Consider the following 22,449-nt stretch of genomic DNA (forward strand, 5'->3'; position numbering starts at 1 on the left):
CGCTGTGCCGAACCGCTAGCCGATCGACGCGAGCGGGATCCAGATACCGAAAAGCCAGAATCCCCAGGTCCGGAAACCGTCATCCCAGATGGGCTGTACCCGATATCCCCAGTAGTCGAAGGCCGCAGGGGGCGGGCCCCAACGATCTGGAAGCGGTCCGCGCCATTCCGCGCGAGGTGGTGGGGCCCAGCCCCACGGTGGACGCTGGTCGTAATGCCATGGGTTGTCGCGCCATTCCCGACGGTCATCGCGCCATCTGCGATCGTCCCGCCAGTCCTGGTCGCGATCGCGCCAATTGTCATTGCCGCGCCAGTTGCCGTTGTTCCGCCAACCGTCGTGGCCGCCCCAGTCATCGTCATCGTCGCCATGTGGGCGGTTGGGATGATCCTGGATGTAACCGGGTTGTCCTGGGGGCTGCGCGTACGCCGGAACGACGCCCAGTCCAAGCGCTCCCATTGTCAACGTGCCGACGATGACACCTTGGCTCACAACACTTTTCAGATTCACGTGCGACTCCTGTCCGATTATCTCGGCGGTTCGCCCCGACTCAACCGAAGTACCGATTTCCAACAGCTGCTCCGCGTTGGTTATGCCGCGGCTGCCGTTGTGGATATCGACAGGATGTCAATGCCCGTTACATGCCCGAGGTCGGGCGCGTATCAGGGCTGCGGAATGGACGGAATCTGCGGAATCGGCGGCGCCTGAGGGACGGGCGGTACACCGGTTCCCTGGGGGATCGGTGGGGCCTGGGGGATGGGCGGCGGTGCCGGAGGCGTGATGGGGTCGGCGTAGGCCAGCCCCGGTGCGCCGGCGAATGCGGCCAAACCCATCGCTGCCGCGGATGCGCTTGTGACGATCAATCTCTTGATGTTCATGCGTTTCCTTCCCGAATCGGCTTTCCTTCCCCAACGTACGCCGGGTTCAGAAATCGGGAATAGTGCGCAGGTCGGCGCCGTTTAGGTTCTACGTAACTGAGCTGGCATAATGGCCTCTCAGCCTTTTGAAGGGTTCCGGTTCACGCCCACAAGCGACCCGGCGACCACAACACGCAGAGGAAAAGCAATGAAATCGGGTATCCACCCCACCTACGTCGAGACCAACGTGGTCTGCGGCTGCGGCAACACCTTCAGCACCCGCAGCACCAAGGACAGCGGCCACATCGTGGTCGAGGTCTGCTCGCAGTGCCACCCCTTCTACACCGGTAAGCAGAAGATCCTGGACAGCGGCGGTCGCGTCGCCCGGTTCGAGGCCCGGTACGGCAAGCGCAAGGCCGCAGCCGACAAGTAGCTTCCTTGCCGACGCCCGGATTTGCCTTTGTGCAGTCCGGGCGTCGGTTTTTTGTATGACCCACTGCGGGTATGAACATTGGGAGGAGGGCGCATGAGCGAGACGCCGCTGATCGACGCGATGCTGGCCGAGCACGCTGAACTGGAGAAGCAACTGGCCGACCCGGCGTTGCACGCGGATCCTGGTGCGGCGCGCAAGGCCGGACGCCGGTTCGCGATGCTCTCGCCGATCGTCGCTACCCACCGCAAGCTGGTCTCCGCCCGGGATGATCTGGCCACCGCCCGTGAGTTGTCGGCGGACGATCCCTCGTTTGCCGACGAGGTGACCGAGCTGGAATCCTCGATCGCCGAGCTGGAGACGCAGCTCTCGGACATGCTCGCGCCCCGCGACCCCCATGACGGTGACGACATCCTCCTCGAAGTGAAATCTGGTGAGGGAGGCGAGGAGTCGGCGCTGTTCGCCGCCGACCTGGCCCGGATGTACATCCGGTACGCCGAGCGGCATGGCTGGAAGGTCACCGTTCTGGACGAGACCGAATCCGACCTCGGCGGCTACAAAGACGCCACCTTGGCCATCGCCAGCAAGGGAGATACCGCCGACGGCGTCTGGTCGCGGCTCAAGTTCGAAGGCGGTGTGCACCGCGTCCAGCGTGTGCCTGTCACCGAATCCCAAGGGCGCGTGCACACCTCGGCAGCCGGAGTGCTGGTCTATCCGGAGCCGGAAGAGGTAGAAGAAATCCAGATCGACGAGTCGGACCTTCGGATCGACGTCTATCGCTCCTCGGGCAAGGGTGGCCAGGGCGTCAACACCACCGACTCGGCGGTCCGCATCACGCACCTGCCGACCGGGATCGTGGTGACCTGCCAAAACGAGCGTTCTCAGCTGCAGAACAAGGCCCGCGCCATGCAGGTGCTGGCGGCGCGGCTGCAGGCGCTCGCCGAGGAGCAGGCGCAGGCCGACGCCTCCGCCGGTCGGGCCAGCCAGATCCGCACGGTGGATCGCAGCGAGCGCATCCGCACCTACAACTTCCCGGAGAACCGCATCACCGATCACCGCGTGGGGTTCAAGGCGCACAACCTTGACCAGGTGCTCGACGGTGACCTCGATGCACTGTTCGATGCGCTGGCAGTGGCCGATCGGAAGGCACGCCTGCAGGAGGCGTGAACCAGATGAGCGCGTTGCGTCAGCTGATCGCCGAGGCGGTCGAATCGCTCTCTGGGGCAGGAGTTTCCAGTCCGCAGGTAGACGCCGAAGAGCTCGCAGCCCATCTGCTTGGAGTCTCGCGAACCCGATTGCGCTTCGCTGAGATCGCCCCTGGTTTCTCCGAGAGTTACCGCGACCTGGTGGCGGCACGCGTGCAGCGGATTCCCTTGCAACACTTGACCGGAAACGCCGCATTTGGCCCCGTCGAGGTGTCGGTGGGCCCGGGCGTGTTCATCCCGCGTCCGGAGACGGAATCTCTGTATGCCTGGGCAACAGGGAAATTGATGCCGCACGCCACGGCTGTCGAGCTGTGTGCCGGGTCTGCGGCGCTGGCGATCGCGCTGTCGCATGACGAGCCCGCCGCACGCATCCTCGCGATCGAACTCGACGATCAGGCACTGGTCTACACGCGGCGTAACACCGCTGGAACTCCGGTCGAGGTGATCCAGGCCGATGTGACCTCACCCGCGCTGTTGAGGGAGCTCGATGGAACGGTCGATCTGATCGTCGCCAACCCGCCCTACATCCCCGAAGACGCCGAATTGGAGCCGGAAGTGGCGCAGCATGATCCGCCGTTGGCGCTTTTTGCGGGGTTCGACGGGCTTACCGTCATCGCGTCAATCGTGACCGCCGCAGGCCGGCTCCTTGCCCCCGGAGGCCACATCGGTGTTGAGCATGACGACACCAACGGTGAGGGAACACGCGAGTTGTTCACGGCCAGTGGACTGTTCGATGAGGTTGTGCAGCGGCACGACCTGGCGGGCCGCCCGAGATTTGTCACCGCACGCCGCAAATCTCCGGCGTCATAGACTGGGGTCGTGACCGCCGTCTACGAATGCCAGGACGCTGCGACCCGCCAGGAGGGGGTCGACGCGGCGGTGAGCGCGCTCAAGGCGGGTGAGTTGGTAGTGATGCCCACCGACACCGTCTACGGATTAGGTTGTGACGCATTCGATTCCAATGCGGTTTCGGCGCTGTTGGCCGCCAAGGGGCGAGGCCGGGATATGCCCGTCGGCGTGCTCGTCGGGTCCTGGCACACCATCGACGGGCTCGTCTTCGCCGTTCCGTCGGCGGCCCGTGAACTCATCGAGGCGTTCTGGCCGGGGCCGCTGAGCATCATCGTGAAGCATGCGCCGTCGTTGTCCTGGGATCTCGGGGACGCGCAGGGAAGCGTCATGCTGCGGATGCCGCTGCACCCGGTGGCCATCGATCTCTTGCGCGCTGTCGGTCCGATGGCGGTCTCCAGTGCCAACGTTTCGGGGCAGCCGGCGGCACTCACCGCCGGTGAAGCACGCGATCAACTGGGGGACAAGGTTGCCGTGTATCTGGACGGCGGCACCGCGGAATTGGGGGCAGCGTCGACCATCGTTGATCTCACCGGGCCGGTACCGCTGGTCGTGCGGGAGGGGCCGATCACCCGGGAACAGATCGTCGATGTGATTGGTGGCGATGTCGGTCCCGGCGAGTCGGCGGAACCCACAGAATCTTGAAGTACGGTCGGATGCGTGAGTGAGCTGCTGGCCCTTGCCGATCGCGGTGCGGGTGTCCCTCTGCGTGAGCTTGCCCTGGTTGGGCTGACCGCGGCCATCACGACGTTCTTCTGCACCGGTGGTGTGCGGATGTTCGCGACCCGGGTGGGCGCGGTGGCTTACCCGCGCGAACGCGACGTGCACCTGCAGCCGACCCCCCGGATGGGCGGTCTCGGGATGTATCTCGGTGTTTGTGCCGCCATCTTCCTGGCCTCGCAACTGCCCGCCCTGACAAGGGGATTCGTCTACTCCTCGGGAATGCCCGCCGTGGTCGTCGCGGGAGGCATCATCATGGTCGTCGGTCTCATCGACGACAAGTGGGGCCTGGACGCGCTCACCAAATTCGCGGGCCAAGTGACGGCCGCCAGCGTGCTGGTCACCATGGGGGTGGCCTGGAGCATGATCTACATCCCGTTCGGTGGGGTGGGAACGATCGTGCTGGACCAGATGTCGTCCATCCTGGTGACGCTCGCCTTGACGGTATCGATCGTCAACGCCATGAACTTCGTGGACGGCCTCGATGGCCTGGCCGCAGGCTTGGGGCTCATCACCGCGGCGGCCATCTGCATCTTCTCGATCGGGCTGCTGCGCAGCCACGGCGGCGACGTCCTGTATTACCCGCCCGCCGTCATCTCGGTAGTGCTGGCCGGGGCGTGCCTGGGATTCCTGCCACACAACTTCCACCGGGCCCGCATCTTCATGGGGGACTCGGGGTCGATGCTGATCGGCCTCATGCTGGCAGCGGCATCGACCACGGCCGCGGGCCCCATCTCGCAGAGCTCGTACGGGGCCAAAGACATGTTCGTCTTGCTGTCACCGTTCCTGCTGGTGATCGCGGTGATGCTGGTGCCCGCCCTGGATGCGTTGTTGGCGATCATCCGGCGCACCCGCGCGGGCCGCAGCCCCTTCAGCCCGGACAAGATGCATCTGCATCACCGGCTGTTGCAGATTGGGCATTCCCATCGCAAGGCGGTGCTGATCATCTATCTGTGGGTGGCCATCATCGCGTTCGGCGCCGCCAGCACCATCTTCTTCGAGCCTCGGTATGCCGGTGCGGTGGTGTTGGGCGCGATCGGTATCGCCATCGTGGCGACGGTCGTCCCCTTGCTGCGCGGCGAAGAACCGGATCGGCTCTCGGGCACCCAATTGGACGGGAGTTCGACGACGGTTCCGGCCGAACCGGTCATGTACGACGAAAAGTAGTAGGGGTGCATTAACCCCCTCTACCATGTGATACGGTTCTGCCATACCCGAAAACTCACGGGTGCCGGCCACGCCGGATCGGTGGAATTTTTGGAAAGTCTGTCCAGACAATCCAGGGGTTCGCCGGACCGATCAACTGACCGACAGGGAGCTGCCCTTTGAGGTGAGTTCAGCGAGCCCGCAGACCTCCTATAAGGTCTGGAACCGACGAATGCAGTTTTTGTTCCGCCACCCCGACAAAGATGTGAGGTGACACCCCAGGTGACAACGCCCGACGCCCCGCTGGTCCTTCCGGCATTGGCGTTTCGCCCGTTGCGTCTGGCGGTTCTGTGTGGCGTGCTCGGTGCCCTGGCTCTGCTGGCCTCCGCCCTGCTCGGGCATTGGCAGTTCGGCATTTTCTTCGTTACTGGGCTTGGCCTCGGACTGGTGAACGCTCTCCTCGTTCGCCAGTCTGCGGAAGTCATTACTGCGCAAGACAATCCAAGCAAGCAAAAGATGGCCATCAATTCCGCAGCGCGGTTGATGATCATCACCGTCCTCGCCCTGGTGATCGCCTTCGTGTTCCGCCCTGCAGGTCTTGGGGTGTTCTTCGGAGTCGCGTTGTTCCAGGTGCTGCTGGTGTTGACCACCGCTGTGCCGGTGTGGAAAGGGATCCGTTCAGTGAATCAGCCGCAGGCGGAGGTATAAGCCCAGCATGATTACGACATTCCAGGCAGAAGCCGCCATCGAAGTTGGCCATCACAAGCACGCACACTGGGGTTTTCTCGGTGAGGTCAACGTGGACACCATCGTTGCCACCTCGCTGGCCGCAGTGGTGGTGATCGCGCTGGCACTGTTCCTGCGGGCCAAGGTCACCTCGACCGGTGTGCCGAACGGGGTGCAGCTGTTCTTCGAGGCGGTGACCGTTCAGTTCCGCAATCAGGTCGAGTCGGCCATCGGCATGAGGATCGCGCCGTTCGTGCTGCCGCTGGCGGTCACGATCTTCGTCTTCATCCTCGTGTCCAACTGGATCTCGGTGCTGCCCGTGCAGTACACGGACGAGAACGGTAAGACGGCCGAACTGCTGGCCCCGCCGGCCTCGGATATCAACTACGTGCTGGCCTTGGCGCTGTTCGTCTTCGTCTGCTACCACATCGCGGGCTTTGCACGCCGCGGCCTCGTCGGCCACCCGATCAAGCTGCTCAAGGGCCACACCTGGGTTACGGCGTTCATCAACCCGATCGAGGAACTGGCCAAGCCGATCTCGCTGTCGCTGCGACTCTTCGGCAACATGTTCGCCGGCGGCATCATGGTCGCGCTGATCGCGATGTTCCCGGCATGGATCATGTGGGCGCCCAACGCCATCTGGAAATCGTTCGACCTGTTCGTCGGCCTGATCCAGGCTTTCATCTTCGCGCTGCTGACTGTCCTGTACTTCAGCCAGTCGATGGAACTGGACGACGAGCACCACTAATTACACAGACCACATTGAATAGACCCTGGTAGCACAGCTACCACTTAATAAGGAGGAAGAAAATGGCGGACCCGACAATTGTTGCTGGTGCCCTCATTGGCGGTGGGTTGATCATGGCCGGCGGCGCGATCGGTGCCGGTATCGGTGACGGTATCGCCGGTAACGCCCTGATCTCGGGTGTGGCCCGTCAGCCCGAGGCTCAGAGCCGGCTGTTCACCCCGTTCTTCATCACCGTCGGTCTGGTTGAGGCTGCGTACTTCATCAACCTGGCCTTCATGGCGCTGTTCGTCTTCGCGACTCCCGGCGCCAGCTAATCGGCATGGGTGAATTGCACAGTGTCGCTTCTGCCGTCATGGCAGTCGCGGCGGAAGCCGCCGAAGAGGGTGGGAAGCAGAACAACTTCCTCATCCCCAACGGCACCTTCTTTGTCGTCTTGGCGATCTTCCTGATCGTCCTGGCGGTCATCGGAACCTTCGTGGTGCCCCCGATCCAAAAGGTGCTCAAGGCACGCGAGGACACGGTCGCCAAGACGGCCGAGGACAACCGGAACGCTGCTGAGCAATTCACCGCCGCCGAGGCTGACTACAAGGACGAGCTGGCCAAGGCGCGCGGTGCGGCAACCGCGGTGCGTGACGAGGCCAGAGCCGAGGGACGCGGAATTCTCGAGGACATGCGTCAGCGGGCCAACACCGAAGCGACCGCCGTGAATGCGAAGGCCGCCGAAGAGTTGGCTCGTCAGGGCGAGGCAACTTCCGGAGAGCTATCGGCAAGCGTCGAGAGCCTGTCTCGGACGCTCGCCGAACGCGTTCTCGGCGTGAGCCTTTCGGAACCAGCGAACGCAGGGCGAGGCTAAACAAAGATGTCGACATTTATCGGACAGCTCATTGGTTTCGCTGTCATCGTGTTCCTGGTGGTCAAGTTCGTGGTGCCGCCGGTACGCACGTTGATGGCCAAGCAGCAGGACGCGGTGCGTCAGCAGCTGGCTGACAGCAAGACTGCGGCGGACAAGCTGGTCGAGGCCGAGGGTGCGCATGCCAAGGCCATCGAGGATGCCAAGGCCGATGCCGCTCACATCGCGGAGGAAGCCAAGGCCGATGCCGTGCAGATCTCGAAGCAGCTGCGCGAGCAGGCCGATGCCGAGGTCGAGCGGATCAAGGTGCATGGGCAGGAGCAGATCCTGCTTCAGCGCCAGCAGCTGATCCGTCAGCTCCGTGGTGACCTCGGTGCCGAATCCGTGAACCGCGCAGGCGATCTGGTTCGCTCACACGTGAGCGACCCCGCGGCTCGGTCCGCGACCGTCGACCGGTTCCTGGATGAGCTGTCGCAGATGGCCGGCAGCATCAATACCGAACGTCGGCCATTGGCCGCCGGTGGTGCGGGTCTGCACGCCGCCAGTCGCGAATCGCTCGCCGAGCAGGTGAAGGCCTTCCAGGCCAATGCGGTCTCCCTCGACAGCCTGACGCTCAACGCGCTGGCCGATGATCTGACTGCGGTCGCCGAGCTTCTCGTCAAGGAGCTGGTGCTACGTAAGCACCTGTCCGAGCCGGTCGATGCCAGCGAGCAGGCCGCAAAGGTCGCCCTGGTCGACTCGGTGTTCGGATCCAAGATCGGACGGCCGGCACTTGAGGTCGTGCGTGCGGCGGTGACCGCCCGCTGGTCCGCCTCCAACGATCTGATCACCGCGATCGAACACATCGCCCGTCTCGCCCTGCTGGAGCGGGCCGAGCGCGACGGCCAGATCGACGACGTCGAGGACCAGTTGTTCCGCGTCAGTCGCATCCTCGACGGCGAGCCGCAGCTGAGCACGCTGCTGGGTAACACCACCTCGCCTGCCGCCGATCGTGTGGCATTGCTGAAGAACGTGCTGGCCGGTCGGTCCAACCTGATCGTGACAAGCCTGCTCGCGCAGACCGTGCGTCTGCTGCGCGGCAAGCGCGCGGATGTCGCCGTGCTCGAGGTAGCCGAACTTGCGGTTGCCCGGCGCGACGAGTCAGTGGCACACGTGAAGTCGGCCGCCCCGATCAGCGATGCACAGAGCACACGGCTTGCCCAGGTGCTCGGGCAGATTTACGGCCGCACCATCGCGGTGCAACTGGATGTGGATCCCGAGCTGCTGGGCGGGCTCGTCGTCAACATCGGTGACGAGGAGATCGACGGCAGTCTGTCCAGCCGACTCTCGGCCGCCGCACTCCATCTGCCCAACTGACCATTATTTAGACCTACCCGATAGACGAGCAGGAAGACGAAAAGCCATGACAGAGTTGACGATCTCCTCGGCGGATATCTCCGGCGCGATCGAGCAGTACGTCGCGACGTTCTCTGCCGACCCCACCCGTGAAGAAATCGGCATCGTCTCCGACACCGGTGACGGCATCGCCCACGTCGAGGGCCTGCCCTCGGTCATGACCCAGGAACTCCTCGAGTTCCCCGGCGGAGTGTTGGGCGTCGCGCTCAACCTCGACGAGCGCAGCGTCGGCACCGTTATCCTCGGTGACTTCCACGGCATCGAAGAGGGCCAGCAGGTCAAGCGCACCGGAGAGGTGCTGTCGGTGCCGGTGGGCGACGCCTTCCTGGGCCGCGTCATCAACCCGCTGGGACAGCCGATCGACGGCCGCGGCGACATTGAGGCCGAGACCAACCGTGCCCTCGAGCTGCAGGCCGCATCCGTGGTGGAGCGTCAAAGTGTCTCTGAGCCACTGCAGACCGGCATCAAGGCCATCGACTCGCAGACCCCGATCGGTCGCGGCCAGCGCCAGCTGATCATCGGCGACCGCAAGACCGGCAAGACCGCCGTCTGCGTCGACACCATCCTGAACCAGAAGCAGGCCTGGGAGACCGGTGACCCGGCACAGCAGGTGCGCTGCATCTACGTCGCTGTCGGTCAGAAGGGCTCGACCGTCGCCGCGGTGCGCCGCACCCTGGACGAGGCCGGCGCGCTGGAGTACACCACCATCATCGCCGCCCCGGCCTCCGATGCCGCCGGCTTCAAGTGGCTTGCGCCGTACACCGGTTCGGCTCTCGGCCAGCACTGGATGTACCAGGGCAAGCACGTCCTCATCGTGTTCGACGACCTCACCAAGCAGGCCGAGGCCTACCGTGCCATTTCGCTGCTGCTGCGTCGTCCGCCGGGCCGCGAGGCGTACCCGGGTGACGTCTTCTACCTGCACTCGCGTCTGCTGGAGCGTTGCGCGAAGCTCTCCGACGAGCTCGGTGCCGGTTCGCTGACGGGTCTGCCGATCATCGAGACCAAGGCCAACGACATCTCGGCCTACATCCCCACCAACGTCATCTCGATCACCGACGGACAGTGCTTCCTGCAGACCGACCTGTTCAACCAGGGTGTGCGCCCGGCCATCAACGTCGGTGTGTCGGTGTCCCGCGTGGGTGGTGCCGCACAGATCAAGGCCATGAAGGAGGTGGCCGGCTCGCTGCGTCTGGAGCTCTCGCAGTACCGCGAGCTGGAGGCCTTCGCTGCGTTCGCCTCCGACCTGGACGCCACCTCGAAGGCCCAGCTGGAGCGTGGTGCCCGCCTGGTCGAACTGCTCAAGCAGCCGCAGAACTCGCCGTACCCGGTCGAGGAGCAGGTTGTCGCGATCTACCTGGGTACCGGCGGACACCTCGACTCGGTGCCGGTCGGCGACGTGATCCGCTTCGAGCAGGAGTTCCTTGATCACGTGCGCGGTTCACACGCCGACATCCTGGCCGACATCAAGGAGACCAAGAAGTTCTCCGAGGACACCGAGACCAAGCTGACCGACGCCGTGAACGACTTCAAGAAGAGCTTCGCCGCCACGGACGGCAGCTCGGTGGAGGTCAAGGACGCAGCGGCCGAGGCGCTCGACGCGTCCGAGGTCGGTCAGGAGACCGTCCAGGTCCGCAAGCCGGCTCCCAAGAAGTAATCAGCCATGGCTGCACAAATCCGAGAATTGCGCCGGCGGATCAAATCCGCCGGGTCGATCAAGAAGATCACCAAGGCGCAAGAGCTGATCGCGACATCGCGTATCTCCAAGGCGCAGGCTCGCGTGGTGGCTGCCCGGCCGTACGCGAACGAGATCACGAACGTGCTCACCGCGCTCGCCGATGACGCGGCGCTGGATCACCCGCTATTGGTGGAGCGGGCCGAGCCCAAGCGGGCCGGCGTGCTGATCGTGTCATCGGACCGTGGGCTCTGCGGTGGTTACAACGCCAACGTGCTCCGCGTCGCCGAGGAACTCTTCGCGCTGCTGCGCGAACAGGGCAAGACTCCGGTGATCTACGTGATCGGCCGTAAGGCACTGAACTTCTACAAGTTCCGGGGCCGCACGGTCACGGATTCCTGGACGGGGTTCTCCGAGCGACCCGAGTACGCACATGCTCAAGAGATCGCGGGCGTGCTGGTGGACGCGTTCCTGTCGGGCGCCGATGATGACGGTGACGATCCGGGCGCTGACGGAATTCTGGGTGTGGACGAGCTCCATATCGTCTACACCGAGTTCAAGTCGATGCTGACCCAGTCGGCTGTGGCCAAGCGGATCGCACCGATGGAGATCGAATACGTCGGTGAGGCTTCCGGCCCGACCACCCAGTATTCGTTCGAGCCTGACGCCACGACGCTTTTCGCGTCGCTGCTGCCTCGTTACCTGGCCACCCGGGTGTACGCGGCGCTGCTGGAGGCGGCAGCCTCGGAGTCGGCATCCCGCCGGCGCGCCATGAAGGCCGCCACGGACAACGCCGATGAGCTCATCAAGGGACTCACCCTGGAAGCCAACCGCGCTCGCCAGGCCCAGATCACCCAGGAAATCAGTGAAATCGTTGGCGGCGTGGACGCGCTTGCCTCGGCCGCCGCAAGCGAACATTAGGAAGAGACGAGTACATGACCGCACCAACTGCTAACAAGACCGTAGGGCGAGTGGTTCGCGTTACCGGCCCGGTTGTTGACGTGGAGTTCCCGCGCGACGCCGTGCCGCCGCTCTTCTCCGCCCTCAACGCCGAGATCACCTACGAGGCGATGGCCAAGACGCTGACCCTCGAGGTGGCACAGCATCTGGGCGACAACCTGGTTCGCACCGTGTCCATGCAGCCGACCGATGGTCTGGTGCGCGGCGTGGATGTCATCAATACCGGTAACACCATCGCGGTGCCGGTCGGCGACGGCGTCAAGGGCCACGTGTTCAACGCCCTGGGCAACTGCCTCGACGAGCCGGGCTACGGCAGCGACTTCGAGAAGTGGTCCATCCACCGCAAGCCTCCGGCCTTCGATCAGCTCGAGCCGCGTACCGAGATGCTGGAGACCGGCCTCAAGGTCGTCGACCTGCTGACCCCGTACGTGCGTGGTGGCAAGATCGCCCTGTTCGGTGGTGCCGGTGTCGGTAAGACCGTTCTGATCCAGGAGATGATCAACCGCATCGCCCGCAACTTCGGTGGCACCTCGGTGTTCGCCGGCGTGGGTGAGCGCACCCGTGAGGGCAACGACCTGTGGGTCGAGCTCGCCGACGCCAACGTCCTCAAGGACACCGCGTTGGTGTTCGGCCAGATGGACGAGCCGCCCGGCACGCGTATGCGCGTCGCCCTGTCGGCGCTGACCATGGCCGAGTACTTCCGCGACGAGCAGGGCCAGGACGTGCTGCTGTTCATCGACAACATCTTCCGGTTCACCCAAGCCGGTTCCGAGGTGTCGACCCTGCTGGGTCGTATGCCTTCGGCCGTGGGGTACCAGCCGACGCTGGCCGACGAGATGGGTGAGCTGCAGGAGCGCATCACCTCGACCCGTGGCCGGTCCATCACCTCGATGCAGGCCGTGTACGTGCCCGCCGATGACTACACCGACCCGGCGCCGGCGACCACGTTCGCGCACCTGGATGCCACCACCGAGCTTTCTCGTGCGGTGTTCTCCAAGGGCATCTTCCCGGCCGTGGACCCGCTGGCTTCGTCGTCGACGATTCTGCTGCCGTCCGTCGTGGGCGACGAGCACTACCGCGTCGCGCAGGAGGTCATCCGGATTCTGCAGCGCTACCAGGACCTGCAGGACATCATCGCCATCCTCGGTATCGACGAACTGTCGGAAGAGGACAAGCAGCTGGTGGGCCGCGCACGTCGTATCGAGCGCTTCCTGAGCCAGAACATGATGGCCGCCGAGCAGTTCACCGGTCAGCCCGGCTCGACCGTGCCGCTCAAGGAGACCATCGAGGCGTTCGACAAGCTCACCAAGGGCGAGTTCGATCACCTGCCCGAGCAGGCGTTCTTCCTCATCGGTGGCCTGGACGACTTGGCGAAGAAGGCCGAAAGCCTCGGCGCCAAGCTGTAATTCGTCACTAGCTATCTGAAGGAGGTGCACTGAATGTCCGAGATTGACGTCGAGATTGTCGCCGTCGAGCGTGAGATCTGGTCGGGTAAGGCCACATTCGTCTTTACCCGCACGACCTCCGGTGAAATCGGCATCCTGCCGCACCACATTCCGTTGGTGGCGCAGCTGGTGGACGATGCAGCGGTGAAGATTGAGCGTGAGGGCAATGATGACCTGTGGTGGGCGATCGACGGGGGATTCCTGTCGATCACCGACACCAAGGTGAGCATTCTGGTTGAGTCCGCGCAGGCTCGTGCGGATATCGACGAGTCCAAGGCCAAGACCGATTCCGGTTCTGAAGATCCACGGGTTGCGGCGCAGGGACGCGCGCGTCTGCGCGCCCTTGGCCAGACGGTTTAGCAGTACCCACACGGCCAACATCCCTGATTAAGCACTAAGGAAGCCGCTTTTGAGCGTGACGGCGATGATCGAGATATCGGTCATCGCCGTCCTTGCTTTGGCGGTGGCTGCGTTGAGTTTTCGTCTGCTCAAGTTGCGGCATGGCGGCACCGCGGCGCTGCTGCGTGATGTGCCGGAGGTGGGGGAGGGCCGCTGGCGACACGGCGTCATGCGCTATCGCGAATCTCAGGCCGAGTTCTATCGGCTCTCCAGCGTGCGGCTCTGGCCCGATCGCCAGCTCTCGCGGCGTGAACTGGAAATTATCGACCGGCGGATTCCGCGCGGTGACGAGTACGACATCATGACGGCCGAGATCGTGGTGCTGCAGCTGCGCGATGGTGCGCGCGCCTACGAAATGGCACTGGATCGCGGTGCGTTGACCGCATTCATGTCCTGGGTCGAGTCGCGGCCGTCGCCGCGTGCAGAACGCCGCAGTCGCGAGCGTTAGGCGGGCTGCGCCGGCCCACCGGGCTTCCAGAGAGTGTCCTTACCGTCGTTGGCAACCCGCGACAGGATGAACAACAGATCCGAGAGCCGGTTGAGGTACTTGGCGGTGAGCACATTGGTGCTGTCGGGATAGGCGTCGATGGCCGCCCAGGCCGAACGTTCTGCCCGACGGGCCACGGTGCGCGCCACGTGCAACAACCCGGATAGTGGGGTACCGCCCGGCAGCACAAACGAATTCAGTTTGGGCAGATCGGCGTTGTACTCGTCGCACCAGCGCTCGAGACGGTCGATGTAGGGCTGGGTGATCCGCAGCGGCGGATACTCGGGGTCGGGCACGACGGGAGTGGACAGGTCCGCGCCGGCGTCAAAGAGATCGTTCTGAATCTGCAGGAGTACCGAACCGACCGATTGACTTGGGTTCCCGAGCACGACCGCGACGCCGATGGCGGCGTTGGCCTCGTCACAGTCGGCATATGCGGCGAGCCGCGGATCACTCTTCGATACACGCGAGAAGTCGCTCAGGCCCGTGGTTCCGTCATCTCCGGTGCGGGTATAGATGCGAGTCAGATGCACACCGCTCGATGATCCTCGCTCACGTTGCGGGTCCGGGGCCTCATCGGTCATGTCTTGAAACGTTACCCGGCTACGCTGTCGGGCGTGAGCGAGCATTTCTTGGTGACCGGCGGCGCCCGGCTTACCGGCAACGTGGCAGTAACCGGCGCCAAGAACAGCGTGCTCAAGCTGATGGCCGCCGCTCTTCTTGCCGAGGGAACCAGCACCATCACCAACTGTCCGGACATCCTCGATGTGCCGCTGATGGCGGATGTCCTGCGGGGATTGGGCGCCACGGTGGAACTAGAGGGCGATGTTGTCAGGATCACGTCCCCGGACGAACCCAAGTACGAGGCCGATTTCGCGGCGGTGCGGCAGTTCCGGGCTTCGGTGTGTGTCCTGGGCCCCCTGGTGGGGCGCTGCCGGCGTGCCAAGGTGGCGTTACCGGGTGGAGATGCGATCGGCTCACGTCCACTCGACATGCATCAGGCGGGATTGCGACAGCTTGGAGCGGAGTGCACCATCGAACATGGATGCGTGGTCGCCGAGGCAAAAGCGTTGCATGGGGCTGATATTCAGCTTGAGTTCCCCTCCGTGGGGGCAACCGAGAACATCTTGATGGCAGCGGTTCTCGCGGATGGCGTCACCACCATCCACAACGCCGCGCGCGAGCCGGACGTGGTGGACCTGTGCACCATGCTGGTCCAGATGGGTGCTCAGATAGAGGGTGCTGGAACGTCGACGTTGACGGTGATCGGTGTTCCCAAGCTTCATCCCACTGAGCATCGCGTCATTGGAGACCGAATCGTCGCTGCCACTTGGGGTTTGGCTGCCGCGATGACGCGTGGCGATGTCACTGTGACGGGAGTGGATCCGGAGCACCTACAGCTCGTCCTGCACAAGCTGCATGACGCCGGTGCCACAGTCACCCAGAACGACAACGGATTTCGCGTGGTTCAGTACGAGCGTCCCAAAGCGATCAACGTGGCGACTCTGCCGTTCCCAGGATTCCCAACTGACTTGCAGCCCATGGCAATTGGGCTCGCAGCGATAGCCGACGGCACCTCTATGATCACCGAGAACGTGTTCGAGGCCCGGTTCCGCTTTGTCGAGGAGATGATGCGACTGGGGGCCGACGCGCGGACTGACGGGCACCACGCGGTGGTTAGGGGCATCCGTCAACTGTCCAGTGCGCCGGTCTGGTCGTCCGATATCCGGGCCGGCGCGGGACTCGTGCTGGCGGGGTTAGTGGCGGATGGCGTCACCGAGGTATACGATGTGTTTCATATCGACCGCGGTTACCCGTTGTTCGTGGAGAACCTCCAGAGCCTGGGTGCCGAAGTCGAGCGGGTCAGCTAGCGCTGACCACCCCCAGAACCCGAAGTTGACTCAAGTTCATTGGACTTGGTACAGTGGTCGGGTTGCCCTGAATGAGCGAGGCCGGGACAAGGAAGCGATTCCGAAATTCCGGCCTTAGGCTGGTGCGCAGTTGACCAGCCAAAACCCGGAGTTTGACTCAAGTTCACCGAACTTGATACGGTTCCCGGGCCGCTTACAAAGGGCGAAAGCCGAAATAGAAGAAGAAATTCAGATATCTCGGCGATCGGATGGTGCGCAAGTGACCAGCCAAAACCGGGAATTTGACTCAAGTTCACCGAACTTGATACGGTTTCCCAGCCGCCCGAAAGCGCGGAAGTCGGAATTCAGGAAGAAATTCCAGAATGTCGGCGACTGGATGGTGCGCAAGTGACCAGCCAAAACCGGGAATTTGACTCAAGTTCACCGAACTTGATACGGTTTCCGAGCCGCCCGAAAAGGCGGAGGCGAGAATAAAGGAAGAAATTCCGGAATTCATAGCCACAACAAATTAAATGTGTTGTTTGAGAACTCAATAGTGTGTCAGTGTTTATATAGACATTTTATGTCGATAACAATTCTTTTGACAGTTGTTTTGTCGGGATTAAATTTTGTTTGGAGAGTTTGATCCTGGCTCAGGACGAACGCTGGCGGCGTGCTTAACACATGCAAGTCGAACGGAAAGGCCCTTCGGGGTACTCGAGTGGCGAACGGGTGAGTAACACGTGGGTGATCTGCCCTGCACTCTGGGATAAGCCTGGGAAACTGGGTCTAATACCGGATAGGACCACACACTTCATGGTGAGTGGTGCAAAGCTTTTGCGGTGTGGGATGAGCCCGCGGCCTATCAGCTTGTTGGTGGGGTAATGGCCCACCAAGGCGACGACGGGTAGCCGGCCTGAGAGGGTGACCGGCCACACTGGGACTGAGATACGGCCCAGACTCCTACGGGAGGCAGCAGTGGGGAATATTGCACAATGGGCGCAAGCCTGATGCAGCGACGCCGCGTGAGGGATGACGGCCTTCGGGTTGTAAACCTCTTTCAGTAGGGACGAAGCGAAAGTGACGGTACCTACAGAAGAAGGACCGGCCAACTACGTGCCAGCAGCCGCGGTAATACGTAGGGTCCGAGCGTTGTCCGGAATTACTGGGCGTAAAGAGCTCGTAGGTGGTTTGTCGCGTTGTTCGTGAAAACTCACAGCTTAACTGTGGGCGTGCGGGCGATACGGGCAGACTAGAGTACTGCAGGGGAGACTGGAATTCCTGGTGTAGCGGTGGAATGCGCAGATATCAGGAGGAACACCGGTGGCGAAGGCGGGTCTCTGGGCAGTAACTGACGCTGAGGAGCGAAAGCGTGGGTAGCGAACAGGATTAGATACCCTGGTAGTCCACGCCGTAAACGGTGGGTACTAGGTGTGGGTTTCCTTCCTTGGGATCCGTGCCGTAGCTAACGCATTAAGTACCCCGCCTGGGGAGTACGGTCGCAAGACTAAAACTCAAAGGAATTGACGGGGGCCCGCACAAGCGGCGGAGCATGTGGATTAATTCGATGCAACGCGAAGAACCTTACCTGGGTTTGACATGCGCAGGACGTATCTAGAGATAGGTATTCCCTTGTGGCCTGCGTGCAGGTGGTGCATGGCTGTCGTCAGCTCGTGTCGTGAGATGTTGGGTTAAGTCCCGCAACGAGCGCAACCCTTGTCCTATGTTGCCAGCGGGTAATGCCGGGGACTCGTAGGAGACTGCCGGGGTCAACTCGGAGGAAGGTGGGGATGACGTCAAGTCATCATGCCCCTTATGTCCAGGGCTTCACACATGCTACAATGGCCAGTACAGAGGGCTGCGAAGCCGCAAGGTGGAGCGAATCCCTTAAAGCTGGTCTCAGTTCGGATTGGGGTCTGCAACTCGACCCCATGAAGTCGGAGTCGCTAGTAATCGCAGATCAGCAACGCTGCGGTGAATACGTTCCCGGGCCTTGTACACACCGCCCGTCACGTCATGAAAGTCGGTAACACCCGAAGCCAGTGGCCTAACCTTTTGGAGGGAGCTGTCGAAGGTGGGATCGGCGATTGGGACGAAGTCGTAACAAGGTAGCCGTACCGGAAGGTGCGGCTGGATCACCTCCTTTCTAAGGAGCACCATTTCCCAGCCGAATGAGCTTGGGAACATAAAGCGAGTTTCTGTAGTGGTTACTCGCTTGGTGAATATGTTTTATAAATCCTGTCCACCCCGTGGATAGGTAGTCGGCAAAACGTCGGACTGTCAATAGAATTGAAACGCTGGCACACTGTTGGGTCCTGAGGCAACACATTGTGTTGTCACCCTGCTTGGTGGTGGGGTGTGGTCTTTGACTTATGGATAGTGGTTGCGAGCATCTAACAAACCTCGCTCGTTTACGAGTGAGGTTAGTTTTTGCAATTTATTAGCTAAGTTCTTAAGGGCACATGGTGAATGCCTTGGCACTAGAAGCCGAAGAAGGACGTAGGAGGCTGCGATAAGCCTCGGGGAGCTGCCAACCGAGCTTTGATCCGAGGATGTCCGAATGGGGAAACCCAGCACGAGTGATGTCGTGTTACCCACTGCTGAATATATAGGCTTTGGGAGGAAACGCGGGGAAGTGAAACATCTCAGTACCCGTAGGAAGAGAAAACAACCGTGATTCCGTGAGTAGTGGCGAGCGAAAGCGGAAGATGGCTAAACCGCATGCATGTGATACCTGGTAGGGGTTGTGTGTGCGGGGTTGTGGGAGTTGTACTTGCCGGTTCTACCAGGCCGGCGGACAGTAAAAAAGTGTCGTGATTAGCGGAAGTGGTCTGGGACGGCCCGCCGCAGACGGTGAGAGTCCGGTACGCGAAAATCCGACACCTGTCTCGTACTTCATCCCGAGTAGCAGCGGGCTCGTGGAATCTGCTGTGAATCTGCCGGGACCACCCGGTAAGCCTAAATACTCTCTAGTGACCGATAGCGGATTAGTACCGTGAGGGAATGGTGAAAAGTACCCCGGGAGGGGAGTGAAATAGTACCTGAAACCATGTGCCTACAATCCGTCAAAGCCTCCTTGTGGGGTGATGGCGTGCCTTTTGAAGAATGAGCCTGCGAGTCAGGGACACGTCGCGAGGTTAACCCGTGAGGGGTAGCCGTAGCGAAAGCGAGTCTGAATAGGGCGCCCATAGTGGCGTGTTCTGGACCCGAAGCGGAGTGATCTACCCATGGCCAGGGTGAAGCGGCGGTAAGACGCCGTGGAGGCCCGAACCCACTTAGGTTGAAGACTGAGGGGATGAGCTGTGGGTAGGGGTGAAAGGCCAATCAAACTCCGTGATAGCTGGTTCTCCCCGAAATGCATTTAGGTGCAGCGTCGCGTGTTTCTTATTGGAGGTAGAGCTACTGGATGGCCGATGGGCCCTACTAGGTTACTGACGTCAGCCAAACTCCGAATGCCAATAAGTTAGAGCGCGGCAGTGAGACGGCGGGGGAGAAGCTCCGTACGTCGAGAGGGAAACAGCCCAGATCGCCGGCTAAGGCCCCTAAGCGTGTACTAAGTGGAAAAGGATGTGCAGTCGCAAAGACAACCAGGAGGTTGGCTTAGAAGCAGCCACCCTTGAAAGAGTGCGTAATAGCTCACTGGTCAAGTGATTGTGCGCCGACAATGTAGCGGGGCTCAAGTACACCGCCGAAGCCGCGGCATTCATGCAATACATTCCCTTCGGGGCAGTGGCATGGATGGGTAGGGGAGCGTCCTGCACCCAGCGAAGCTGCGGAGTAATCCAGCAGTGGAGGGTGCGGGAGTGAGAATGCAGGCATGAGTAGCGACAGGCAAGTGAGAAACTTGCCCGCCGAATGACCAAGGGTTCCTGGGCCAGGCTAGTCCTCCCAGGGTAAGTCGGGACCTAAGGCGAGGCCGACAGGCGTAGTCGATGGACAACGGGTTGATATTCCCGTACCCGTGTGTGCGCGCCCATGATGAATCATCGGTACTAACCACCCAAAAGGTTCTAGATCAATCTCTTCGGAGTGCGACGTGAACCCGCTGCGTGGGACCTTCGGTGGTAGTAGTCAAGCGATGGGGTGACGCAGGAAGGTAGCTGTACCGGTTAGTGGTTATACCGGAGCAAGCCCGTAGGGCGACGTCTAGGTAAATCCGGATGTCATTAAGCCTGAGAGGTGACGCATAGCCGATTGAGGCGAATTCAGTGATCCTATGCTGCCAAGAAAAGCCTCTAGTGAGTTCACACACGGCCCGTACCCCAAACCAACACAGGTGGTCAGGTAGAGAATACTAAGGCGTACGAGATAACTATGGTTAAGGAACTCGGCAAAATACCCCCGTAACTTCGGGAGAAGGGGGACCTCGCTTGGTGACCGGACTTGCTCCGTGAGCTGAACGAGGTCGCAGAGACCAGTGAGAAGCGACTGTTTACTAAAAACACAGGTCCGTGCGAAGTCGCAAGACGATGTATACGGACTGACGCCTGCCCGGTGCTGGAAGGTTAAGAGGACCCGTTAACCCTTGGGTGAAGCGGAGAATTTAAGCCCCAGTAAACGGCGGTGGTAACTATAACCATCCTAAGGTAGCGAAATTCCTTGTCGGGTAAGTTCCGACCTGCACGAATGGCGTAACGACTTCTCAACTGTCTCAACCATAGACTCGGCGAAATTGCACTACGAGTAAAGATGCTCGTTACGCGCGGCAGGACGAAAAGACCCCGGGACCTTCACTATAGCTTGGTATTGGCGTTTGGTTCGGTTTGTGTAGGATAGGTGGGAGACTGTGAAGCAGGCACGCCAGTGTTTGTGGAGTCATCGTTGAAATACCACTCTGATCGTATTGAACCTCTAACCTCGGACCGTATATCCGGTCCAGGGACAGTGCCTGGTGGGTAGTTTAACTGGGGCGGTTGCCTCCCAAAATGTAACGGAGGCGCCCAAAGGTTCCCTCAACCTGGACGGCAATCAGGTGTTGAGTGCAAGTGCACAAGGGAGCTTGACTGCGAGACTTACAAGTCGAGCAGGGACGAAAGTCGGGACTAGTGATCCGGCATCTCTGAGTGGAAGGGATGTCGCTCAACGGATAAAAGGTACCCCGGGGATAACAGGCTGATCTTCCCCAAGAGTCCATATCGACGGGATGGTTTGGCACCTCGATGTCGGCTCGTCGCATCCTGGGGCTGGAGCAGGTCCCAAGGGTTGGGCTGTTCGCCCATTAAAGCGGCACGCGAGCTGGGTTTAGAACGTCGTGAGACAGTTCGGTCTCTATCCGCCGCGCGCGTCAGAAACTTGAGGAAACCTGTCCCTAGTACGAGAGGACCGGGACGGACGAACCTCTGGTGTACCAGTTGTTCCACCAGGAGCACGGCTGGATAGCTACGTTCGGACAGGATAACCGCTGAAAGCATCTAAGCGGGAAACCTATTCCAAGACCAGGTTTCTTACCCTTTTAGAGGGATAAGGTCACCCACAGACTATGGGTTCAATAGGCCAGACCTGTAAGCGTAGTAATACGTTCAGGGAACTGGCACTAATCGACCGAAAACTTACTAATAAATCGCAACCACTATTCGTCGTCATTTGACGACCACACTCCACCACCAGATAACTTGTGTGTTAATCACACGAAAGAGTTACGGCGGCCACAGCGAGAGGGAAACGCCCGGTCCCATCCCGAACCCGGAAGCTAAGCCTCTCAGCGCCGATGGTACTGTTCTCAACACGGAACGGAAGAGTAGGACACCGCCGAACATAAATTGGAAACACCCCCCAGGAAACTGGGGGGTGTTTTCATTTCTGCTGTTAGATTTTTCGAATAGCGCGACGGTAGAGATGGGAATCTTGTGCAGGCATTGAAGGGGCGCTTCAAACTGAAGCCAACTGCCACCACCGTAGGTGCGGTCGTACTCGTGCTGGTCATCTACGTCGGATTTCTTGTCATCTACCGGATGCTGGATCATCATTCTGGGTCGGCTTCGGCGGATCTCGATCTTTCCCGGGACAACGAGACGGTGGTGGTGATCGACCTGCAGGATCTGCGGACGGTAAATAACCGGTTGGATTCTGAGATCGTGGTGCTGCCCGCGAAAGCGAACCTTGACGCGTTTGGTCTGCTGAATGCGGACATGTCCGTCCGATTGGTGTCATCGCTGGATTATGGGGAGCGGCATTTTCCGCGGGGCACGTTACCCGCGGCTATGGACGACACTCTGGTCGCAACGGGTGACGCGCAGTCATGGCCCTTCGATGAGTACTCCACCGAGAAGCTGCGCGCAGAGGTCATGGTGGGCAACGGTGAAGGGCGGCGTACGGTGCCTGCGCGCATCGAAGTGATCGGAAGCCTGGGCGGATGGCGCGTGTCGACGGAGACATCACAGGCTCCCGCCGGCAAGGGCGACCAGACCACAATTACGTTGGTGCGTGCTCGTGGCACGCTGGCATTCGATGTCGGCATCTGTCTTGTGTTGATCACACTTCCGACGATGGCGCTGATTGTGGCGATTGAGACGGTCAGGGGAAGGAAGAAGTTCCACCCGCCGCTCACCACGTGGTTCGGCACCATGTTGTTCGCGATCGTGCCGCTGCGGAACATCCTGCCCGGGGCGCCGCCGCCGGGAGCGTGGATAGATCAAGCCTTGGTGCTGTGGGTGCTCATCGCACTCGTCGTGGCGATGGTGCTCTATGTCGAAGCATGGTGGAAGCAGTCCGAATAG

Annotated in this window: 20 protein-coding genes and 3 rRNA genes; 20 read left to right on the forward strand and 3 right to left on the reverse strand. The window is 61.4% G+C overall.

Going from position 1 to position 22,449, the window contains the following annotated elements:
* Nucleotides 1–15 precede the first annotated feature (15 nt).
* Together BB28_RS06970 and BB28_RS06975 are read right to left on the reverse strand one after the other, a co-directional pair.
* Complete coding sequence (locus BB28_RS06970; protein ID WP_046252970.1) at nt 16–507, reverse strand: hypothetical protein; 492 nt, start codon at nt 505–507, stop codon at nt 16–18.
* Between the two features lie 152 nt (nt 508–659).
* Entirely contained in the window at nt 660–875 is a 216-nt protein-coding gene (locus BB28_RS06975) for a hypothetical protein (protein ID WP_030094890.1), read from the reverse strand.
* A 187-nt stretch (nt 876–1,062) separates the two neighbouring features.
* Here BB28_RS06975 and rpmE point away from each other — a divergent pair, with 187 nt between their 5' ends.
* The 15 genes from rpmE (at nt 1,063) to BB28_RS07050 (ending at nt 13,844) form a co-directional block, all read left to right on the forward strand.
* On the forward strand, nt 1,063–1,287 hold the full coding sequence (gene rpmE / locus BB28_RS06980; protein WP_046252971.1) for a 50S ribosomal protein L31: 225 nt from the start codon (nt 1,063–1,065) through the stop codon (nt 1,285–1,287).
* Between the two features lie 93 nt (nt 1,288–1,380).
* Entirely contained in the window at nt 1,381–2,451 is a 1,071-nt protein-coding gene (gene prfA / locus BB28_RS06985; RefSeq protein WP_046252972.1) for a peptide chain release factor 1, read from the forward strand.
* Between the two features lie 5 nt (nt 2,452–2,456).
* Complete coding sequence (prmC, locus tag BB28_RS06990; RefSeq protein WP_046255609.1) at nt 2,457–3,299, forward strand: peptide chain release factor N(5)-glutamine methyltransferase; 843 nt, start codon at nt 2,457–2,459, stop codon at nt 3,297–3,299.
* Between the two features lie 9 nt (nt 3,300–3,308).
* Nucleotides 3,309–3,980 carry an L-threonylcarbamoyladenylate synthase gene (locus tag BB28_RS06995; RefSeq protein WP_030094894.1) on the forward strand — a complete coding sequence of 224 codons (672 nt, stop codon included), beginning with the start codon at nt 3,309–3,311 and terminating at the stop codon, nt 3,978–3,980.
* Between the two features lie 15 nt (nt 3,981–3,995).
* Entirely contained in the window at nt 3,996–5,222 is a 1,227-nt protein-coding gene (locus BB28_RS07000; RefSeq protein WP_046252973.1) for a glycosyltransferase family 4 protein, read from the forward strand.
* 261 nt (nt 5,223–5,483) lie between these two features.
* Nucleotides 5,484–5,909, forward strand: coding sequence for an ATP synthase subunit I (locus BB28_RS07005; RefSeq protein ID WP_030094896.1), 426 nt, complete (start codon nt 5,484–5,486; stop codon nt 5,907–5,909).
* A gap of 7 nt (nt 5,910–5,916) precedes the next feature.
* Nucleotides 5,917–6,675 (forward strand): F0F1 ATP synthase subunit A, encoded by a 759-nt coding sequence (gene atpB, locus BB28_RS07010; protein ID WP_046252974.1) that lies wholly within the window; start codon nt 5,917–5,919, stop codon nt 6,673–6,675.
* A gap of 62 nt (nt 6,676–6,737) precedes the next feature.
* Nucleotides 6,738–6,989, forward strand: coding sequence for a F0F1 ATP synthase subunit C (locus BB28_RS07015; RefSeq protein WP_030094898.1), 252 nt, complete (start codon nt 6,738–6,740; stop codon nt 6,987–6,989).
* A 5-nt stretch (nt 6,990–6,994) separates the two neighbouring features.
* Nucleotides 6,995–7,528, forward strand: coding sequence for a F0F1 ATP synthase subunit B (locus tag BB28_RS07020; RefSeq protein ID WP_030094899.1), 534 nt, complete (start codon nt 6,995–6,997; stop codon nt 7,526–7,528).
* Nucleotides 7,529–7,534: 6 nt separating this feature from the next.
* Entirely contained in the window at nt 7,535–8,881 is a 1,347-nt protein-coding gene (locus BB28_RS07025; RefSeq protein ID WP_046252975.1) for a F0F1 ATP synthase subunit B/delta, read from the forward strand.
* Nucleotides 8,882–8,927: 46 nt separating this feature from the next.
* The gene (gene atpA / locus BB28_RS07030) at nt 8,928–10,574 is read left to right on the forward strand and encodes a F0F1 ATP synthase subunit alpha (protein ID WP_046252976.1); all 1,647 of its coding nucleotides are present in this window, start codon (nt 8,928–8,930) and stop codon (nt 10,572–10,574) included.
* Between the two features lie 6 nt (nt 10,575–10,580).
* Nucleotides 10,581–11,513 carry a F0F1 ATP synthase subunit gamma gene (locus BB28_RS07035; RefSeq protein ID WP_046252977.1) on the forward strand — a complete coding sequence of 311 codons (933 nt, stop codon included), beginning with the start codon at nt 10,581–10,583 and terminating at the stop codon, nt 11,511–11,513.
* 14 nt (nt 11,514–11,527) lie between these two features.
* Nucleotides 11,528–12,958: a F0F1 ATP synthase subunit beta gene (gene atpD / locus BB28_RS07040; RefSeq protein WP_030094903.1), complete on the forward strand. Its 1,431-nt coding sequence runs from the start codon at nt 11,528–11,530 to the stop codon at nt 12,956–12,958.
* Nucleotides 12,959–12,991: 33 nt separating this feature from the next.
* Nucleotides 12,992–13,357: a F0F1 ATP synthase subunit epsilon gene (locus BB28_RS07045; protein ID WP_046252978.1), complete on the forward strand. Its 366-nt coding sequence runs from the start codon at nt 12,992–12,994 to the stop codon at nt 13,355–13,357.
* Nucleotides 13,358–13,421: 64 nt separating this feature from the next.
* Nucleotides 13,422–13,844 (forward strand): DUF2550 domain-containing protein, encoded by a 423-nt coding sequence (locus BB28_RS07050; protein WP_046252979.1) that lies wholly within the window; start codon nt 13,422–13,424, stop codon nt 13,842–13,844.
* Here the strand turns inward: BB28_RS07050 and BB28_RS07055 are convergent.
* Nucleotides 13,841–14,416, reverse strand: coding sequence for a cob(I)yrinic acid a,c-diamide adenosyltransferase (locus BB28_RS07055; protein WP_046255610.1), 576 nt, complete (start codon nt 14,414–14,416; stop codon nt 13,841–13,843). The genes BB28_RS07050 and BB28_RS07055 overlap by 4 nt on opposite strands.
* An 84-nt stretch (nt 14,417–14,500) precedes the next feature.
* Between BB28_RS07055 and murA the strand changes: the two genes are divergently transcribed.
* The 5 genes from murA (at nt 14,501) to BB28_RS07085 (ending at nt 22,449) form a co-directional block, all read left to right on the forward strand.
* Nucleotides 14,501–15,754 carry a UDP-N-acetylglucosamine 1-carboxyvinyltransferase gene (gene murA, locus BB28_RS07060; protein WP_030094907.1) on the forward strand — a complete coding sequence of 418 codons (1,254 nt, stop codon included), beginning with the start codon at nt 14,501–14,503 and terminating at the stop codon, nt 15,752–15,754.
* Nucleotides 15,755–16,363: 609 nt separating this feature from the next.
* Nucleotides 16,364–17,879 (forward strand): 16S ribosomal RNA (locus BB28_RS07070).
* A gap of 296 nt (nt 17,880–18,175) precedes the next feature.
* Nucleotides 18,176–21,290 (forward strand): 23S ribosomal RNA (locus BB28_RS07075).
* 80 nt (nt 21,291–21,370) lie between these two features.
* A 5S ribosomal RNA gene (gene rrf / locus BB28_RS07080) occupies nt 21,371–21,487 on the forward strand.
* The 16S, 23S and 5S rRNA genes sit together here, the layout of an rRNA operon.
* A 92-nt stretch (nt 21,488–21,579) precedes the next feature.
* Nucleotides 21,580–22,449 (forward strand): DUF4436 domain-containing protein, encoded by an 870-nt coding sequence (locus BB28_RS07085; protein WP_046252980.1) that lies wholly within the window; start codon nt 21,580–21,582, stop codon nt 22,447–22,449.

This window comes from Mycobacteroides chelonae CCUG 47445 (assembly GCF_001632805.1).
Lineage (GTDB): Bacteria > Actinomycetota > Actinomycetes > Mycobacteriales > Mycobacteriaceae > Mycobacterium > Mycobacterium chelonae.

Coding starts and splice junctions, on each gene's coding strand:
- BB28_RS07015 (WP_030094898.1), top strand. CDS start 6,738: ATGGCGGACCCGACAATTGTTGCTGGTGCCCTCATTGGCGGTGGGTTG.
- atpB (WP_046252974.1), top strand. CDS start 5,917: ATGATTACGACATTCCAGGCAGAAGCCGCCATCGAAGTTGGCCATCAC.
- BB28_RS07035 (WP_046252977.1), top strand. CDS start 10,581: ATGGCTGCACAAATCCGAGAATTGCGCCGGCGGATCAAATCCGCCGGG.
- BB28_RS07020 (WP_030094899.1), top strand. CDS start 6,995: ATGGGTGAATTGCACAGTGTCGCTTCTGCCGTCATGGCAGTCGCGGCG.
- prmC (WP_046255609.1), top strand. CDS start 2,457: ATGAGCGCGTTGCGTCAGCTGATCGCCGAGGCGGTCGAATCGCTCTCT.
- BB28_RS07025 (WP_046252975.1), top strand. CDS start 7,535: ATGTCGACATTTATCGGACAGCTCATTGGTTTCGCTGTCATCGTGTTC.
- BB28_RS07045 (WP_046252978.1), top strand. CDS start 12,992: ATGTCCGAGATTGACGTCGAGATTGTCGCCGTCGAGCGTGAGATCTGG.
- BB28_RS06975 (WP_030094890.1), bottom strand. CDS start 875: ATGAACATCAAGAGATTGATCGTCACAAGCGCATCCGCGGCAGCGATG.
- rpmE (WP_046252971.1), top strand. CDS start 1,063: ATGAAATCGGGTATCCACCCCACCTACGTCGAGACCAACGTGGTCTGC.
- BB28_RS07050 (WP_046252979.1), top strand. CDS start 13,422: ATGATCGAGATATCGGTCATCGCCGTCCTTGCTTTGGCGGTGGCTGCG.
- atpD (WP_030094903.1), top strand. CDS start 11,528: ATGACCGCACCAACTGCTAACAAGACCGTAGGGCGAGTGGTTCGCGTT.
- prfA (WP_046252972.1), top strand. CDS start 1,381: ATGAGCGAGACGCCGCTGATCGACGCGATGCTGGCCGAGCACGCTGAA.
- atpA (WP_046252976.1), top strand. CDS start 8,928: ATGACAGAGTTGACGATCTCCTCGGCGGATATCTCCGGCGCGATCGAG.